This window comes from Pseudoalteromonas sp. BZK2 (assembly GCF_014349195.1).
In the GTDB taxonomy this organism is placed as follows: domain Bacteria; phylum Pseudomonadota; class Gammaproteobacteria; order Enterobacterales; family Alteromonadaceae; genus Pseudoalteromonas; species Pseudoalteromonas simplex.
The window spans coordinates 185,722-204,301 of record NZ_JACSOG010000002.1 but is presented as its reverse complement, the minus strand read 5'-3'; the positions used below and the strand labels follow the sequence as shown (position 1 = coordinate 204,301).

Genomic DNA, 18,580 nt, shown 5'->3' with positions numbered 1-18,580 from the left:
TCCCTACTTCTGAATCACTTGGTTATTTTTTAAAATAGCCGTATGCGAGCCTGCAATATTTAGCTCTTTAATGTGTGGTTTTGCTGTATTAGTGAACGTGTTTGAGATAATACGCGTTTGCGGTTCACCAACTGTATGTTCAACGACAATCGGCGCAGAATTGGTAAACGCGTTCTCGGCGATTTCGGTAACTTGCACACCATGTAAGTAAACACTGGCATTAGTTTTATTTCGCTTACCTAAACCCACTGAGTTCAGTGTATTATTCTTTAACAAAAAGTGAGGACCAAACGTACTTTCATCAGTGCCGCCACGATAAAGCTTAACTAGCGCACCACTAACATTATCAAAATGATTATTTGTTAAGGTGACATACTCTGCGTTATACACACCTAAGTTTTCAATCTCGCTGTCCAAGCGCAAGATATCACCAGTAACCTGACTAAACTGGTTATTAATTAAAGTGATTTCATCCGCTAGTGCACCTTTACCCGTTTTAAAAAAATCAAAGGTATGATTAATATCTAAGTTAATTAATTGGCAACGCTCCATAATCAAACGGTAGTTTTCAACCATGCCCCATTTTTTAGTACGAATAACCGAATTACCCGCTGAGTCTGGGCTGTTTTTACCAGATATAACTAACCCTTCTAATTTTAAACTGCCGCCATCATGAATTTCGAACAAACTCGAGCGCTCAAAAGTCAAATTCACAGCGCCATCTTGAGCCGCCTTAAAAGAAAGGGTTTTATCAATCACGACCAGTTTTGCGAGGTCATAGTCTCCTGCTGATAGTTCAAGTACATCACCAGAATGCGCTTGTTCAATTTTAAGCAGGAGATCCTTCGCAGAATTTTCGACTCGATGGGTTTTTCCCGAATCAAAAGCCACAATTGCAGGGCTTTTAGGGTACCAGCTCACTCCTGTGTCTGCTTTTTTCAGTACAGTTAAATCGGCCTTAACACCCGCAAGAACTGACTCTGAAACAGGGTAAAGTAAACCCGCTTTATTACGCATTAACTTAACTTGCTGTTGATTTACTCCCTTGCTAAGCGATGGTAATACGGCTGTATTGGCAATGTTGTTACTAAACTTAATGCCACTAATATCATCAAAAGCTGTGAACGGTTGCTGCGAGTCGTTAATGATCAGGTTATTGTTCATCACACTATCAATTGGTACAGCACTGCGTTCAGCATCACTGCCAGCAGCAAGCTGAATATGTTCAACATTTATAAAGGTATTGTTTTCAATTTGCGCATTTTCAACTTGGTGATAGCGGTTAATGGGTGAATTAGGCACACCATTCATCACCGTAAAGCCACTGCCAAAACGAAATCCCGTTAATCCCTCGAGATAATTATTACGAATAATGTGATCTTTGTTGATAACGCGAATGCCGCCAGTATGCTCTACACCATTACCGAAAAAAATATTTTCTTCGATGATATTTCCATTCCCATGACGCAGTGTAAGTGTGCCGCGAGCTTCATAAAAAACGTTATTTCGAATATGGTTCTTACCTGATTTAATCGAAATGATTTCGACCTCACCATTGGTTTGTTCAAAATAGTTGTTCTCAACTAATGTGTGCGAATCGGACAACGAGTAATGGCTCGTCCCAATACGTAACGTTTCTCCACCGTTAGAGCCAAATACAGGACGATAGCCAAAATAGTTATGGTCAATTTGATGGTAATTCTGCTGACTTTGTTCAGAGTTCAACCGAACCGCAACTGTTACTCCTTTATTTCGTTTACCTTCCAAGTGGTTGTGATCAAAACGGTTATGCTGACCATAAAGCGCTACCCAATAATCAGATTCGCGCTTATCTGGGTTGTTATAATTATCGATTACCATTTCAGAGACACGCGAATTAAATGCGAGTTCTTTACCATTACGAAATTCAATAACCGCGGATGTCGGGGTATAACCATTTTTAAATACAAGGCCGCTGGCATGCAAATACTGCCCTGCTAAACGAAGGTTTGACTGCCCAGATAAAATAACCTTACCTTTAGTTTGCGGCTTTAATCTAATCGGTAATTGTTTAGAGCCTTGACCAGATAAAACAATTTCGAAGTCATGCCACACCCCATTTTGTAAAATTACGGTATCACCTGCTTGTAACGTGTTGGCTATTTTTGCGTAAGCTTGTTTGTTGTCTATTAAGTAGTCTTTGGCTGCAATCGTTGTCGAAAAACAACCAAGAATAACTAGGCTAAGCTTTATTATATTTAGTTTAATCAATCGCATAGTTAACTCATTTTTACTGATATTTCGACGAAAAACGCCATCAGCTTTATTATGTGTGTTCAGACGCTTCACGATGTGAAGCGCTTTGGCAAATGGCTTTACTTAACTAAGCTTTTGAAATAATCAAAAATCTCAGGCACATTGCCTTGACCCATTCCCGCATCAAATGCAGCTTGCAAGTTCGCCGATGAGCCTTCAGCAATTTTTGACACAGTGCCAAGATCCTCTACCATCTGTAAAAAGTAACCTAAGTCCTTATTTGCATTTGCAATTGAAAACCCAAGATCACTCACTCCATCCACCGCATAGTTTTTACAAAAATGCATAAAAGGTGAATTTGATGGTCCCGTAGACATAATGTCGAAAAGTTGTTGGCGATTTACGCCGGCACGATCAGCAACAGCAAATGCTTGAGACATCGCACATACCGTTGTCATACCCATAAAGTTATTAATTAACTTTGTTGTATGACCTGCGCCAAGCTCCCCTAAATGGAACACATTTTCACCTTGATCATCTAATACAGGCTTCACTTTATTAAACGTCTCTAAGTCACCTGCAGCCATAATATTCAATAAGCCATCTTTTGCATGCGCTGGAGTACGCCCTAAAGGTGCATCAATCATACCTACGCCTTTTGCAGCAAGGTCTTTACCAATTTTCTTAGTTGAGGCAGGAATTGATGTACCAAAATCGATTAAAACAGACCCTTCTTTTAGTCCATCCAATAAACCTTCATCTGAATAAACTACTTTTTCCACGATATCTGATGTTGTTAAGCAAAGCATAACAATGTCTGAAGCAGCGGCTAACTCTTTACCTGTCGATACTGTTTGAGCACCTCGCTCTACACATTTTGTAACGGCTTCTTTATTAAGATCCATCACAATCAACTGATAGCCTTTGTTTTGTAGATTCTCGACCATATTGCCACCCATTAGGCCAAGGCCGATAAAACCGATCGTTGGTTTTGACATGTAGAACTCCTAAATAAATTGACACTTTTGAATGAAGTTAACCATTTCGAAAAGTGCGCCTAGTTAAATTTTTTAAATCTCACAGCACTACATCTTAATAGCAGCACTTACACAAACTGGCACAACAAGGTTACCAATAACAACATAAGTTATTACCAATAAATTACATTGTCAACCAATTGGCGTTACAAAAAAAGAAAAGAATATTGACCAATATTCAAAAAAGTCTGTCGCGATAAAAATAAAAGCTATCAAGTAAAATTATTTACTAACTTAATTAGTTAATTTTATTAGATTATTTGATTATTTACGGGAATTGATAAGTTTGAGAAAATTTTGAGATGAGGGTGCAACATAAAAACATAAAATTGGTAAGAACACTAAAATCATCTTTATGACCAATCATGCCAACCAGCTTAAATTAGTAAACAAATTTGAAGCATTTAAATATTGTTGAAAACAGCAAAAAGCGTCGTGACTAGTTGTTTCAACAATTCCACTAGTAATCCTGTAATCATTTTTAACGTAGGTGGTAATGGTTTAAATATAAGAGTAACTAAAGCTATGTCGCCCGTTTGGGCGACACACATCTATTAATTAGGGCAATTACCTAATTCATAATACCCAGCACTAGTTTGCGCTAAGGTACTGGTATAAAAAGTGTTATAAAGACCTAGGTTATCACCTGAGCCTACCGCATAGGCGTAAGAGCCATTCGTGGTTGCGCGATTTGCTTGCACATGTGCATAGTTGCTAGAGGTGGTTTCAGTGCATTGGTAATCACCATTCGGGGTTGAATCACACGCATCACCCACACCATCTGCATCACTATCCAGTTGATCACTATTGGCCACCAGCGGGCAGTTATCTAGGCCATCACTAACACCATCGCTGTCAGAGTCACTCGTTTCACCATCAGGAGTGCTGTCACATACATTACCAATCCCGTCATTATCGTTATCGGCTTGATCAGCATTCGCTACATTTGGGCAATTATCTGCGCCGTCGAGCACACCGTCGTTGTCTGCGTCATTAGTCGGTTCAGTGGTGGTTTTGCATGCCTGTAATGGCCCTGCACAACTTGAATTATCATCAGCAATCCACTGACATTGATTGGTGCCCGCTGAATACTCGCGCATAGTAAAGGCAGCAGTTCCAAACGCTAAATAACAGGCAGAGTAACCTTCGCCCCAGCTAATATGGCCTTCGTTAATATGAAGATTGTAATCGCCTGTTACACCAGCATCGATGACAAAACTAATGCTATCTGTTGATGTCAGCGCAGTATCATCAGTTGCGGTGATCACTGCACTATTATTGCCACCAGCCAGATTGCATTGTTCAGCAAAGTACGCAAGCCCATTCACTGTAGCCGTCACATCACCATTGCTAAAACTGACCACGACAGTACTTAAGTTTTGATTATCATCAATCACAGTTCCCGTCACTGAAGCGCACTGCCCGTTTACACTAGCCGCAGTGTCACTCAGTAGCGGTGCTGTAGCCGCAGGCTCTGGTCCAACGCGTACCGTTAGATTAGCTTCATCACCTTGTTTCGCTTCGTTATCTGTGGCACTGACACGCACTTCATAAAGTCCATCGCTGAGTACGCTTGTCACCCCGCTAAAGGTATTATTCGCATCGACTTGTACGTTCAGTGATTCAATTAAGCTTGCCGCGCCACCGGCTAGGCTATACACGTTAATATCAACATTGGTTACACTGCCTTCTGGGTCGACTGCACTGCCTGTAATGGTGAGCTGATTATTACTGTCTGTGGCAGTTAAATTACTAATTTCAGGGCCTGCATTACGATCAACTCGTTTATTATTAGCCGCAAAGTACTCACCGAGATAGGTTGCAAAATTAATACTGTTTGCCGCCACATAATCGCCAGACGCACCTTGCCCCCCCGACCACGAGTGATCCAAATTATTAAACCACAGCATAGCAACCCGATTGTCTTGCCAAAGTGACTGCTCAGCGGTACGCGTTGCATCATCACTTATGGTCGTTGTGCCTGAAAGTTGATTAATCCCATAAAGGGCAGCAAAGCCATCTGCGTTTTGCTGGTTGTAACAGGTATTGACTGTGGTATCGGCAGTACCATGACCAATCGCCGCTATTTGTGTGGCAAAATGATCTTTATAACTGCCAGCATAGCTTTCACAGCGGGATACAAAGGTGTTTTCAGACACTGTTTCACAGGTCGAAATTGCCCCACTTGAACTTGTGCCGATGGTCGGCCCAGCGCTTGATGCAACTCCGGCAAATACATCAGGCGCCACACAAGCCGTTTGTGCAGCCATTGCAGCTCCAGATGATAAGCCTGCAATATACACTTGTTTAGGGTCAATATTACGCGTTGCATCAGCACTCAATGTATTGGCTAAATTAATCAAGTTCTTATAATCGCCAGAGCTGCGATTGATTGCTCCTTGCCAATATGACCAGCAGCTATAGCCTGCTTTATTCATTGCATCAGGAACGGCTATTACCATGCCATGGGCTTCGGCTGCATCTTCAAGATTCGCAGTTAAGTAGTTATTAATGGGTTGTACGCAACCATGCAGTACCAGCATCAAAGAATGGCCATTGCCTATGCTTGATTGCGTATCAGGAGTGTAAATATGAACATTATTAAAACCGCCAATGCTGACATTTTGCTGCCAACTCCCTGCAAAACTTGGCTGCGAGAAAATAGCAGCACAGAGCACTGCGAGCGGAGTAAACGACGCTGATTTCCGTTTACATAATTGTGTTACTTTTTGCATATATCGCCTTTATAGTCGTTATCATTGTTGTCTGTCAGTTGATGACTAACTCAATGTAGTAGAACTATTCAAAAAGCGACCTATAACTATAGTGCTATACATCTATTGCAAAACAAACCAAAAGCACCACAACCTAATTTATTGTCATTTACGAAACTTAAGCCAGTTCCATTAACAAAGCCAACGTAACTCGTTGGCTTTGCTTTTGCTAAGGAGTAGGCTTAAAAATTAAACCCGACTGATAGCCAATAACGTCGACCATCTTCAACATATCCGTATTCAGCTTCGGTGATTTCTTTATCAAATAAATTATAAACACCAAACCCTAACTTAATGCTGCGGCTTAAATCATAGTTACCACCGATATCAGCCAAGGTGTAATCTGGCGCAATTAAGCTGTCTTGTGACGGACCTGTTGTCGGCTGACTTTCCTCACCACGGTAATGTACACGCAACCAGGTGCCTAGCTTATCAACCGGGCGCCAATTAACTGATGTTTGTAAAATGTGTTTAGGTAATTGATTAAGTGGGCTGCCTTTGTACTCACCAGTTTTTTGCTCAGAATCGGTGTAGGTGTAGTTGGCACTTACATCAAGCTCACTGGTAATGTCGTAAGATACTGATAACTCAAAGCCTTGTGTAACGGCTTCATCCACATTGACATAGGTCGTTGGCATCGAACCAAACTGGTTTGGTCCATCAGTACACTGGGTGAGTGGGCACGAAATACGGGTAATTTTGTCTTCAAATTCGTTGTAAAATACGGTGCTTGAAAGCGATAAATCACGGTTTGCATCGTAATAGATACCCATTTCGTAGTTTACAGATTTTTCAGGGCTTAAATCTGGGTTACCGTAAATATTACCACCTCGGCTCACTTGCCCCCACGCTGCGGTAGATTGACGAATATTCGGCGCTCTAAAGCCTGTAGAGATACCGCCTTTTACCGTCAACGATTTAGTTGCTGTATACACACCATACAAACGTGGGCTGAAATGGCCTGAAAAATTGCCATCATGGTCATAACGAAGACCTGTTGTGAGTTTAAACTGCTTGGTTGCTGCCCACTCATCTTCGGCAAACACCGACCACTGCTCGTTTTCAACATGGGTTAAGTCACTTATGCGGTTACTGGTGTAATCGTCCAGCTCTTCTTTTAAATATGATGCACCAAATGCAGCATTATGATTGGTAAAAGGTAAAGTCCAGCTGGTTTGCGCATCGGTATTTTCGACATACATTTCGCGAGAGGTATTATCGAATTTATCGTACTTTAGGTAACTACGTGATGAGCCAAAATCATAAAAACCATTATGGCTTAGTGAATAGCTCTCTTGGTCATACTCTGTGGTTGATGACTCAGGACAGCCATTTCGACCACAGCTTTCGCCTTCAGCTAAAGGAGCAACCGTTTTGCCTAATGTTTCGTCGAGTTTTTGGTTTGCAGAGCCTACTTCAAGCATGATTTCGTGGTTATCAGAAGGCGTTAAGATGAACTTAGCTTTGATATTACTTTGCTCTTTGCCACGAAAACCTGCTTCAAAATCGTCTTCGTCACGCTTTGAGAATTGACCAGATAACTGCATACCTAATAACTCAGGAATTAAGCCACCCGCTGTGAAAAAGCTACCTTGATTGATATTGCCCGATTCACTTGATTCTTGAATGGTGCTATCTAGGCGCAATTCGCCATACCATTTTTCTGGTGTTTTACGGGTAATAATATTGATAACCCCACCGATTGCATCTGAGCCATATAATGACGACATAGGACCACGGATAACCTCGATGCGTTCAATCGCTGAGATAGGCGGAGTCCATGCTCCTTCGACACCAGGGCCATCACTATTTGGGCGGGTTTCACGAGAGGTTTGACGCTGGCCATCAATTAAAATCAAAGTATATTGACTTGCCATACCACGAAGACTGATATCTTTTCTGTCGCCACCACCTGTGACAACCACACCAGGAACATCTGTCATTGCATCGGTTAGATCACGATAAAAACGCTTTTCGAGTTGCTCACGATCAATAACACTGATGCTGGCTGGTGCCTCTTTAAGCATCTGCTCATAACCTGAAGCAGAAACTACAATCACTTCCATGTCTTGCTTTTTATCATCTGCATTTGCAGAATAAGACAAACTAGCTAGTATAGCTGCCGTTAATGGTAAAATGTTCGTAACAACCCTCGTCATAATAATACTCCGTGACATTTTGTTTATTAATGATAATAATTAGCGTTTGCATACTAATGAGAAGTCCCGATTTTCACAATTTACGATTTCTTAAAACTGAATTAAGAAGGCCTGAACTATGAATTCCAAGCTGATAAAAACACTACGCGTTTTTTCTCGTACTGTAGAGACAGGCAATATGAGCGGTGCAGCTGCAGAGTTATCGATGACCACATCGGCTGTGAGTCAACACATTAAGCAATTAGAACAAGAAATCGGATTAAGCCTATTTAACCGCAGCCCACGCGAACTTACCTTAACCGAAGCCGGCCACCTGTATTATCAAAGCTGTTTAAAAATGCTGGCACTAGCTGATCAAGCCAGTACGCAATTACAACATTTGCAAAATAAGCCCAGTGGCGAGCTTAAATTAGTGGCGCCAGTGGGTTTTGGTGGAGGATTATTAAGCGAGCCGTTGGAGCGCTTAATTAACGAATTTGATGATTTACGTATTCAGTTAATTTTGACTGACGAGCCAATTGATATGATTAAATGCGGCGCTGACTTAGCAATCGCTATTGGCCCATTAACAGATTCCAACCTAGTAGCAAGGCAATTAGCAACGTGGCCACTAAAGTTATGCGCCCATAAAGATCATCCAATTAGTCAAATAAAACAGGCTCGTTGGCAAGATCTTAACCAGTTTGCCAGAATTGGACACAGTAATGCTGACAGCAACGCATTTAACCCTTCTACATTAGAAAGCAAGCCACTGCCAAAGGCTAAAATTACAGTGAACAACATGCAAAGTTTAATCAAACTTGTGATTGATGGTGTTGGCTATGGCGTGTTACCCGAACCAGAAGTTAGGCATTTACTAAAATCGAAAGAACTGGTTGAAATAGCACCTGAATGGGCAATGCCAAACTATACTGTTTATGCTGTAACACCAGCCAGAGACAGTTTAGCGGCAAAAACAAGGACTGCCATTGATACTTTAAAACTATGCTTTAACCATGTGTCTAAGCAAGTTGAATTAGTTGATTAAGACTCATAAAGGATAATAGCCATTTGCAATATGCAGATGGCTATTATCCAACTTAGCGTTAACCTAGCGCCAGCCAAACGCCTACACCCATCATAAGCGCGCCAGCAATACGGTTTAACCACTTCACATTATCGCCTTTATCTAAAAACAGCCTTAAGCTTTTACCGCCTGTTGCGTAAATCAACATACAGATAAATTCGCTCAGCATAATAATGCTCACTAATACCGCAAGCTGAGGAGCAACTGCTAAATCAACATTAATAAACGGAGGGAGTAAAGAAATCATAAATGCCCACCCTTTTGGGTTTGCAATGGCAGTAATATAACCCTGCGAAAACAATTGCCCACGACCAATTTGTTGCTGTGTAGCATCGTTAGGTTTAAAGCTGGTTTTAGCGCGCCACATATTAACACCTAAGTATATTAAGTACGCGCCACCTAGGTATTTTAAAAAGGCAAATAAGTCAGGGTAATTAAGCATAATACTGGCAACCCCAATTACCGCAGCAATGGCTACCGTGGCAACCCCTAACACCTCACCGACCATCATCCACAGCGTACGTCTAACGCCTACACTCATGCCTAACGTCATGGCTAGCGTCATACACATACCAGGTGTAATAGAAACAAAGAAAAAGGTCGGAATAAAAACCGCGAGTACTGCTAAATCGAGCATAAATGCAATCACATGTTTATTGCTTAAAAAGAGAAAGCGATTAAATCACATTCACTTAAATAAGCAAACAAACACGCGATTGCTAACAGGCTTATAAAAACATACCGCCTGATGCTTCAATGCGTTGTCCGGTCACCCAACGGTTTTCATCACCGAGTAGCTGCGCAATCATAGGACCAATATCATCAGCTTGGCCAACGCGTCCCATGGCTGTAAATGAACTCACTAATTGCGCAACATGCTCATTATCACGGACAGCACCGCCACCAAAATCAGTGGCAATTGCGCCAGGCGCGACGACATTCACGGCAATATTGCGACCAGCAAGTTCTTTTGCCATGTATTTGGTTAATACTTCAACGGCTCCTTTCATGGTAGCGTAGGCCGCTTTTCCTGGTAATGCAAAACGTGTCAGCCCTGAAGATAAGTTAATAATACGCCCGCCATCATTGATCATCTCATGCAGTGTTTGCGTTAAGAAAAACACACCTTTAACATGTACATTCATCAAATTGTCAAACATAGCTTCACTGGTATCAGCAAATGCACTATCACTGCCATGACCTGCGTTATTGATTAAATAATCAAATCGAGACGTTTGCCATTGTGTTGCCAAAGTACTTTCAAGTGTTTGTTTAAATTCAGCAAAACCTAAAATATCGCTAACATCAAGTTGAATGGCGACGGCTTTTTCCCCTAGCGCTGCAACTTCTTCTACAACGTGCTGCGCTTCATCTTTATGGCTTCTGTAAGTAAATACACAATCAATGTTCTTACGTGCCAAACTTAAAACTGTATTTTTACCTAAACCGCGATTACCACCTGTGATCACTGCAATTTTGTTGCTCATCGTGCTTACCCTTTTGCTTTGAAGTAATTGTGAGCAACCAGTATATTTACACTGCAAAACCAGATAAACCATGTAAAATTGAATTAACTGTTCGCAAATAACAAACAATCATGAATGAACTAAATGCCATGAAAACCTTTGTTCAGGTTGCAGAGCTAAAAAGCTTTTCGGCTGCAGCACTTGCACTGAGCATGCCTAAATCATCCGTCTCGCAGTTGGTCAAACAACTCGAAGATACGCTAGGTGCTCGGCTTCTAAACCGCACAACAAGGCGAGTTACGCTGACCAATGAAGGCACTGTGTTTTATCAGCGCTGCAAAGATATGCTTGCTGATATAGACGAACTACAAACCCTATTTCATAAAAAAGACGAAGCGTTATCAGGGCGTCTTAGAGTAGATATGCCACAGCCAATTAGTCGGCGCTTAGTGCTACCGAATCTAGACAGCTTTTTATCTGCACACCCGCAATTAGAGATTGAACTGAGTAGTTCTGACAGACGAGTTAACCTAATTGAAGAAGGCTTTGATTGTGTAGTGCGAGTCGGTAATTTAGAAGACTCATCGCTGATTGCGAAAAAAATTGGCCACTGCCCTATGATTAACTGTGTCAGCCCAGGTTATATTAAAAACTATGGCAACATCACTGAACTTAGCGATTTAGCCGAGCATTACATTGTTCGCTATAGCCAAACGCTCGGCCAACTTGACCCCGGCTTTGAATACCAAGATACGCAAGGCGATTGGCAAACCCTGACCATGAAATCACAGCTCACAGTCAACAATACTGATGCCTATAAAGCAGCGTGTTTAGCTGGGCTTGGCCTTATTCAAGTGCCTCGTCATGGAGTTCTTGACGAGCTTAGTTGTGGTGAACTTATCCAAGTTTTGCCTGACTATAATTTGCCGCCCATGCCTATGAATATCGTCTACCCAAATCGACGCCATTTACCAAGGCGTACCCGAGTGTTTATTGATTGGTTAAGCGAGCAATTAAAACCGATTACCCATAGCTAAGATACTTGCTATGTGCGCTTCAGTTTAAATACCTTTAATTACAGACAGCAGGAGTTGATCAATTTCATTATTCACTCCACCAACGCTACTATTGTTTAATATTACATAACCAATATTTTTATCTGTCACAGAGCGAGTTAAGGATGTCCAGCCTCTATTAAACCCTGCAAAACCTAGACTGTTATTCTCAGAGTCTACGACATAACTCATACTCCATCGCCCTCCTGTGTGAGGCTGAGCTTGAATCATATTTGCAATAAGCTGATTTGATAAAATATTTGAACCAATGTAATTACCTTGCTCATTTTTTAGCACTGCCTGATTAAACTTAGCTAAATCATCTGCCGTTGTTATAAAGCCAGCGGCAGCTGTTTCTGTAAAGTACACCATAGCTGTTTTGTTGCCATTCTCATCGTAAGGACTAGCCAGCTTTGCTGGAGAAATACGGTTGATATCAAACGAAGAATTTGTCATTCCGAGGGGTAAAAGAACGTTTTTAGTCATAAAATTACTGAAAGATTGATTAGTCAGGTCTTCAATTAACAGCTGAACTATCGTGTAACCACCACCTGAGTATGACCATTTAGTGTCAGGTTCATGAATAATTTTAACGGCTCCATCACCCGTATTATTTCCTTCTAATGACTCTACAAGAGTAGGTAATGGATCTTCAGCACTCCATCCATTGTAGCCACTTAATGAAAGCCCTGCAGTATGAGAGAGAATATTACGTAAAGTTACTTTGTTAGCATCAAACTGAGAATTCGGTATTTTCCAGCTTTTTAAGTAATCATTAATTGGTTTATCAAGTTCAACTTTACCTTGTTCAACTAGTATCATTGCGCCCCAAGCTGTAATCACTTTAGAAATGGAGCCAACATTGAATAAAGTTTTGTGTGTGATTGGGGTTCTATTTTCAGCGTCAGCATGGCCATAAGAATATGAACCAAGCACCTCATTCCCTTGAACAATCGATATAGCAATACCACGCGCTTTGCTTTTTTCAAGAATTAACGGGATCTCCTTATCTAGCACTTTAGAAAATTCTAAACTTTTGGTTTGTTTTGCATGTAATGAGCAAGACGATATTAAAAATGATATAAGAATTATAAACTTATTCATGAGCATCCTTGTTTTATAACGACCGCATCAAAGGCCTAATTTAATTGACTAAAATAGCATTCAAAGCAGAAACCAAGCACTTAGGACTTTCCCTTAAGCTATTGCCTGCTAAACTTTTAGAGCTGATAGTAACTTCTCAGCTTCATCAGATAGCTTAACGCGTTCATCCATTTCTGAAACATGCTTTAAGCGCGTGTAGATTTCAATATAACGTGTTCTTGCTTTTACAAAAGCCCCTGAATGATAGCAGCTGTAAATCCACTCCAGCTCTTGCTCTGATATGCTTTCGAGAACTCTGTGTGGTACTTCCTCACAATACTCTAACAGTGAGAAGTTTGTTAGATGGCGCATATCAATAGGTTCTACTTTTTCATCAAGTAGCCATGGCAATAAATATACATTCGAAAACATAGTTTCAGCTAGTTCGTAAGACGCCTTATTAATATCACCAATACGAAACGTTAGTATCGAACGACACAACATTTGCACTGGCTCACCCATATCATCAGGAAAGTGTGAATCATGCCACTGTATATGTTGCTCAGCTTTTTTCATATCATTGAGTACGAGCAACAAAGGAAATATTAAATATCGCTTACCATAACCATCTGAGATACAGCCATAATCTCTAATCTCTCGGTTAAAAGCAGATTTATAGCTAGATATCTTTGCTCGAATTTTCTTGTCGGTATCTGGAATTATAAACATGAACAACATTTCCTCTTATTTGCTAACCGCTTATCTACGAATATGAATATGCAAATAGGCAATACAAAAATCCCCGCTTTATGGGCGGGGATTCCTAATATAACCATTTAACTAACTACTGAGTGACACCGTCAGCGGCAACTGGCTCTGCGGGTTTTTCGTCACTTAATAAGTATTTTTCTAACCACTGCTCTTGCTCCCAAAGTACATGCAGCAAGCTCTTACGAGCGCGATAGCCATGCGCCTCATAAGGTAACATCACTAAGCGGGCTTCTTTACCTAGGCCTTTTAATGCAGCGTACATACGCTCACTTTGCATTGGGAAGGTACCCGAGTTTGGATCTTCTTGACCGTGGATCATCAGCATAGGCTCATTGATTTTCTCAGCATGGAAAAACGGTGACATCGCCGCGTACACATCTTGCGCTTGCCAAAAGTCACGCTCTTCACCTTGGAAACCAAATGGCGTTAGGGTGCGGTTGTAAGCACCACTGCGGGCAATACCGGTTTTAAATAAATCGCTGTGCGCTAATAAATTCGCCACCATAAAGGCACCATAAGAGTGACCAGCAATGGCAATGTTATCTTTATCTGCCACACCTTTTTCAACAAGCACATCTACCGCAGCCTTAGCACTTGCCACCAGCTGCTTACGGAATAAGTCGTTTGGCTCTTTACCATCAACACCCACAATTGGCATTTTCGGGTCGTCAAATACGGCAATACCTTTTGCAAGATAAGGCATTGGTCCCCAATAACCGATATAAGTAAACTCATAAGGCGACTCGCGCATTTGTGACGCAACGGCTTTATCTTTATATTCAAGCGGATAAGCCCACATTAGAACCGGTAACGGGCCTTGAGTTGAATCATAACCAGGCGGTAAATAAAGCGTACCACTAAGCTCAACGCCATCATCACGCTTGTATCGAATTAGCTCTTTAGTCACCCCTTTAAATTCTGGGTAAGGGTGCTCAAAAGTCGTAAGTTGAGTCAGGGTTTTATCGTCTAGGTCGCGAATAAAAAAGTTAGGTCGCTCAGTTTTAGATTCGCGAATCGTAATTAAACGCTCGCCTTCATCATCAAGCATTGCACGCACACGCTCATAGTATGGCGCTTCTGATTGCCAAACACGTGTTGTGGAATTGGTTTTTACATCATATCGGTCTAAAAACGGAATATTACCTTGTTCAGAGGCACCGTTACCGCGTAAGAAAAGATAACGCCCACCAACAACTTTTAATACGTCAGCGCCTAAATCATTCTTTTCATAAATTGGGTAACCTGGATCTTTATACGCATCGTTATAGCTGCGCTCAGAAAATAGCACGCGGTTTTTATCTGCATTACGAGGTTGAATAACAAATGTGCGAACTTGTCGGTCGCTAAAGCGCCATTCAGATAACAGAGCAATATTACCGTTGCCCCAAGTAATTGAGTCAAAACGGCGTTCAACTTTCGCAAATAACTTCGCATCACGTTTAAAAGGTGCTCTTAGGCTATAAAGGTGATCGTGATAAGGCACGTCGGTTTTCATATCACCGCCGTCTTGTGCTTCTGCCCAAATGACTTCAGCGCCTTGATCTGCACGCCATTGAAATTCGCGGCGACCAGTACGCACACTGTCATAACCTTGTGGAATGTTATCTGCTAAAGGCTGCTTCGCAAGCTCTGCTAACGTATAGCCACGCATGCCCCAAATTTGCCAAGTCGCAGCAAATCGGCTGTAAGGTACTTGATACGAAAAAGGCTCATCAATCATGCCAACCAAAATATTGGTTGAATCAGGCGAGACCGAAAACGATTTAATTAAGCCCGGTTGACCAATCGGTTGGCCTTGACCACTGAGCGGAATATAAGTCAGCTGGCTTTGGGCAAAGAACTTAAATTGTGCTTCATCGTATGGGCTAGTTAGCAGGTTTTGATAAGTACGCGCAGGCGCTTTTTCACCACTACTTTGCTGAATAACAGGCACAACCTGCGAGCTGTCATTGCTGATACGTGCTTTACCAATATTGACCGCTGCATTTGCGACAATAGCGCTGCTATCTGGCAACCACGTATAAGGCGTGCGCGTTAGCACAGAATTAAGAGGCGTATCACTTAACTGGCGGGCTTGCTTAGTACTTACATTATAGACCCATAGGTTAGCACTCGATGCTTGCTCTACCACAAATGCCAAATATTGACTGTCGCTTGACCAACTTGGTGAGCGTAAAATTCCATTTGGCAAACCAGATACAACAATTTCAGAGCCTGTTTCAACATGCTTAAGCACTAAAGATGTAAATTTATTACGCACTCGTGAGCGCGAAAAATTAGCAGGATTAAGCTTAATGCCCGCAAGTTTTAACTCTTCTTTGGCTAAGTCTTGTAAGGTATCGATGCGTTTTCTATCGAATAGCGCCAGCCACTGGCCATCATTCGATAAATAACTACTTGGTGCGAGCTTAGCGTCAACCACAGCAGCCAGTGCCGGCGATGGAGTTTGATAACCTTGATTAGCAAAACTGGGTGTGCAAACAGCTGCGCCAATGACTAGCGCAAAAAGCAGTTTAAATGCTTTCATGTTCGTTCCTTTTTCGTTTTTATTTTCGATTCTGTAAACAAGTAGAACATGTTTGCAGCATTTCATAAAGAGTTTCGACCCTTTTGGCAGCCAATCAGTGACTTAAACAGCTAAATTACGCTAAAATAAGAGCACTCTATTCGCCACTTTTTGCTAATAAAAATGAAAAAATCGACAGGCAAAGTCACAATTTGGGATGTGGCTGAACAAGCACAGGTTTCAAAGTCAACCGTGTCTTTGGTCCTTACCAACAGTGATAAGGTCAGTAAAAAAAGTAAAGAAAAAGTACTGGCTGCCATTGATAAGCTTGGCTATGTGTATAACCGCGATGCTGCAGCCCTACGCAGCAAGCGATCAAACCTAGTCGCGTTGGTTATAAATGACTTAACCAACCCGTATTCAGCTCAGCTTGCTGTTGGTCTCGAAAAACACATCTTTGAGCTTGGCATGCTGCCAATGCTGGTGAATATTGCAGAGTGTGTCGAAAGGCAAACTCAAGTGGTGAAAACCCTAAAAGAATACAACGTATCGGCGTTTATTATGTGTCCAGCACCGGGGACAGAGCAGCAGTGGCAAGATGATTTAATAAATAGTGGTTTTCCGGTTATTAATATCATGCGTGAAATTCCGTTTTCAGCTGCGCCGTGTATTTTGCCTGATAACAAAAAAGGCACACATATTTCGACTAGCCATATTTTATCGCAAGGCATAGAAGAAGTTGCATTTTTAGGCGGCACGGCAGAAATATCTGACTACCATGAACGTTTAAGTGGTTTTTTAGCTGCGCTTGAGCAATTTAATATCACTGACGAAAAACCCGTTATTCAAGCGCCGACAAACCGCCAAGGTGGCCGAGAAGCCTTTAATACCCTTATAAAACAAGCGCCAAATACCAAGGCCATTGTCTGTTTTAATGATGTGATTGCTTACGGCGCGATTGAAGCTATGCGCCAACACGGCCTAGAGCCAGGTAAAGACATCAAAGTTATTGGCTTTGATGACCTAGAAGATTCCCGCTTAATGCTTCCTTCTCTTTCAACCATCGCCATTAATGCCGATGAAATCGGTAAACGCACCTGTCAGGTGTTAAAAGAACTATTAGATAAATCAACGCCACCCGTTCGCACCTTGGTGGATGTTAACTTAAAAATACGAGATTCAAGTCAATGAAAAAAGTGTTAGTGATCGGTTATGTATGGCCTGAGCCTAATTCGTCGGCAGCCGGCACCCACATGATGTCACTCTTGCGCGCCTTTCGTGCAGAAAACTGGCAAGTTGAATTTGCAAGCCCAGCGCAAAAAACCGAACACATGGTGGATCTCAGCGAAGATGGCATTACCACACAGGTCATTGCATTAAACTGCTCAAGCTTTGATGAGTACGTGCAAGCGTATAACCCTGATATTGTGATGTTTGATCGCTTTATGATGGAAGAACAGTTCGGTTGGCGAGTCGATAAATACTGCCCTAACGCACTTAAAATTCTTGATACCGAAGATTTACAGTGCCTAAGAAATTCCCGTCACGAAGCTCACAAAGCAGGCCGAGAATTCAGCCATAGTGATTTACACAGCGATATTGCAAAGCGAGAAATCGCGGCAATTTTACGCTCAGACATCAGCTTAATTATCTCGCATTACGAGATGCAGCTACTCAATGACGTTTTCAAAGTAGATAACGCCCTACTTCACCATTTACCATTTTTGGTTGATTTACAGCATATTCCTACCAGCACCAAAGCATTTGCTGAGCGTAAGCACTTTATGACCATTGGTAATTTTCGTCATGCGCCAAACTGGGATGCAGTGTTGTACTTGCAACAGATTTGGCCGCTGATCCGCAAACAATTACCCGATGCTGAACTCCATATTTATGGCTCTTACCCACCGCCTAAGGCGACAGCGCTTAACAATCCAAAAACCGGCTTCTTAATCAAAGGCTGGGCAGATGATGCTTATCAAGTTATGGAAGATGCCCGAGTATGTTTATCGCCACTGCGTTTTGGGGCTGGTATCAAGGGTAAGTTACTCGAAGCGATGATCATGCAAACGCCGAGCGTAACAACCCCTATTGGTAGTGAAGGCATGCATCAAGATGAGCCATGGTCAGGCGCAATCTGTGAAGATGCACAGCAATTTGCTGATGCAGCAGTGGCACTTTATCAAGATGAAGCTCTGTTTACCCAAGCACAGCAAAATGGCCAGCAGTTATTGCAAAAATATTATGATAAATCAAAACTTCAGTCGCAGTTAATCGCTAAAATCACCGCCATTAGTGAGTCATTAGCGCAGCATAGACAGCAAAATTTTACCGGCCAAATGCTCAAACATCACACCATGCGTTCGACCCAATACATGGCGCAGTGGATTGAAGCAAAAAATAAGTAATTTTGCCGTAAATAACACTA

The 18,580-nt window shown here is 41.8% G+C and carries 13 protein-coding genes; 4 read left to right on the top strand and 9 right to left on the bottom strand.

Translation table 11 applies throughout. The features are described 5' to 3' along the window. Positions 1 to 3: 3 nt before the first annotated feature. From BIZ38_RS02065 to BIZ38_RS02045, 4 genes are all read right to left on the bottom strand, one after another. Positions 4 to 2,256 (bottom strand): polysaccharide lyase 6 family protein, encoded by a 2,253-nt coding sequence (locus BIZ38_RS02065; RefSeq protein WP_187489431.1) that lies wholly within the window; start codon positions 2,254 to 2,256, stop codon positions 4 to 6. 98 nt (positions 2,257 to 2,354) lie between these two features. Continuing rightward, the gene (locus BIZ38_RS02060) at positions 2,355 to 3,233 is read right to left on the bottom strand and encodes an NAD(P)-dependent oxidoreductase (RefSeq protein WP_138618280.1); all 879 of its coding nucleotides are present in this window, start codon (positions 3,231 to 3,233) and stop codon (positions 2,355 to 2,357) included. A gap of 593 nt (positions 3,234 to 3,826) precedes the next feature. Next, positions 3,827 to 6,007, bottom strand: coding sequence for a PHB depolymerase family esterase (locus BIZ38_RS21660; RefSeq protein ID WP_222937990.1), 2,181 nt, complete (start codon positions 6,005 to 6,007; stop codon positions 3,827 to 3,829). 221 nt (positions 6,008 to 6,228) lie between these two features. Continuing rightward, positions 6,229 to 8,205 carry a ligand-gated channel protein gene (locus BIZ38_RS02045; protein ID WP_262387541.1) on the bottom strand — a complete coding sequence of 659 codons (1,977 nt, stop codon included), beginning with the start codon at positions 8,203 to 8,205 and terminating at the stop codon, positions 6,229 to 6,231. A gap of 118 nt (positions 8,206 to 8,323) precedes the next feature. Here BIZ38_RS02045 and BIZ38_RS02040 point away from each other — a divergent pair, with 118 nt between their 5' ends. Beyond that, a complete protein-coding gene (locus tag BIZ38_RS02040) occupies positions 8,324 to 9,232 on the top strand; it encodes a LysR family transcriptional regulator (RefSeq protein ID WP_138599394.1) in 909 nt (302 codons plus the stop codon). Between the two features lie 58 nt (positions 9,233 to 9,290). Here BIZ38_RS02040 and BIZ38_RS02035 read toward each other — a convergent pair whose 3' ends face one another. Continuing rightward, a complete protein-coding gene (locus tag BIZ38_RS02035; RefSeq protein WP_166338682.1) occupies positions 9,291 to 9,908 on the bottom strand; it encodes a LysE family translocator in 618 nt (205 codons plus the stop codon). 91 nt (positions 9,909 to 9,999) lie between these two features. Then, the gene (locus tag BIZ38_RS02030) at positions 10,000 to 10,758 is read right to left on the bottom strand and encodes an SDR family NAD(P)-dependent oxidoreductase (RefSeq protein WP_187489429.1); all 759 of its coding nucleotides are present in this window, start codon (positions 10,756 to 10,758) and stop codon (positions 10,000 to 10,002) included. A gap of 110 nt (positions 10,759 to 10,868) precedes the next feature. On the opposite strand from BIZ38_RS02030, the gene BIZ38_RS02025 reads away from it, so the two are divergent. Continuing rightward, positions 10,869 to 11,774 carry a LysR family transcriptional regulator gene (locus BIZ38_RS02025; RefSeq protein WP_166338608.1) on the top strand — a complete coding sequence of 302 codons (906 nt, stop codon included), beginning with the start codon at positions 10,869 to 10,871 and terminating at the stop codon, positions 11,772 to 11,774. A 24-nt stretch (positions 11,775 to 11,798) separates the two neighbouring features. Here BIZ38_RS02025 and BIZ38_RS02020 read toward each other — a convergent pair whose 3' ends face one another. The 3 genes from BIZ38_RS02020 to BIZ38_RS02010 form a co-directional block, all read right to left on the bottom strand. After that, entirely contained in the window at positions 11,799 to 12,896 is a 1,098-nt protein-coding gene (locus BIZ38_RS02020) for a serine hydrolase domain-containing protein (protein WP_187489428.1), read from the bottom strand. Positions 12,897 to 13,004: 108 nt separating this feature from the next. After that, positions 13,005 to 13,604, bottom strand: coding sequence for a hypothetical protein (locus tag BIZ38_RS02015; protein WP_187489427.1), 600 nt, complete (start codon positions 13,602 to 13,604; stop codon positions 13,005 to 13,007). A gap of 115 nt (positions 13,605 to 13,719) precedes the next feature. Continuing rightward, positions 13,720 to 16,173, bottom strand: coding sequence for a S9 family peptidase (locus BIZ38_RS02010; protein WP_187489426.1), 2,454 nt, complete (start codon positions 16,171 to 16,173; stop codon positions 13,720 to 13,722). 162 nt (positions 16,174 to 16,335) lie between these two features. Between BIZ38_RS02010 and BIZ38_RS02005 the strand changes: the two genes are divergently transcribed. Together BIZ38_RS02005 and BIZ38_RS02000 are read left to right on the top strand one after the other, a co-directional pair. Continuing rightward, positions 16,336 to 17,343 (top strand): LacI family DNA-binding transcriptional regulator, encoded by a 1,008-nt coding sequence (locus BIZ38_RS02005; protein WP_054553993.1) that lies wholly within the window; start codon positions 16,336 to 16,338, stop codon positions 17,341 to 17,343. Next, a complete protein-coding gene (locus BIZ38_RS02000) occupies positions 17,340 to 18,560 on the top strand; it encodes a glycosyltransferase (protein WP_187489425.1) in 1,221 nt (406 codons plus the stop codon). Before BIZ38_RS02005 ends, BIZ38_RS02000 begins: the two co-directional genes overlap by 4 nt. The last annotated feature ends 20 nt before the right edge of the window (positions 18,561 to 18,580 follow it).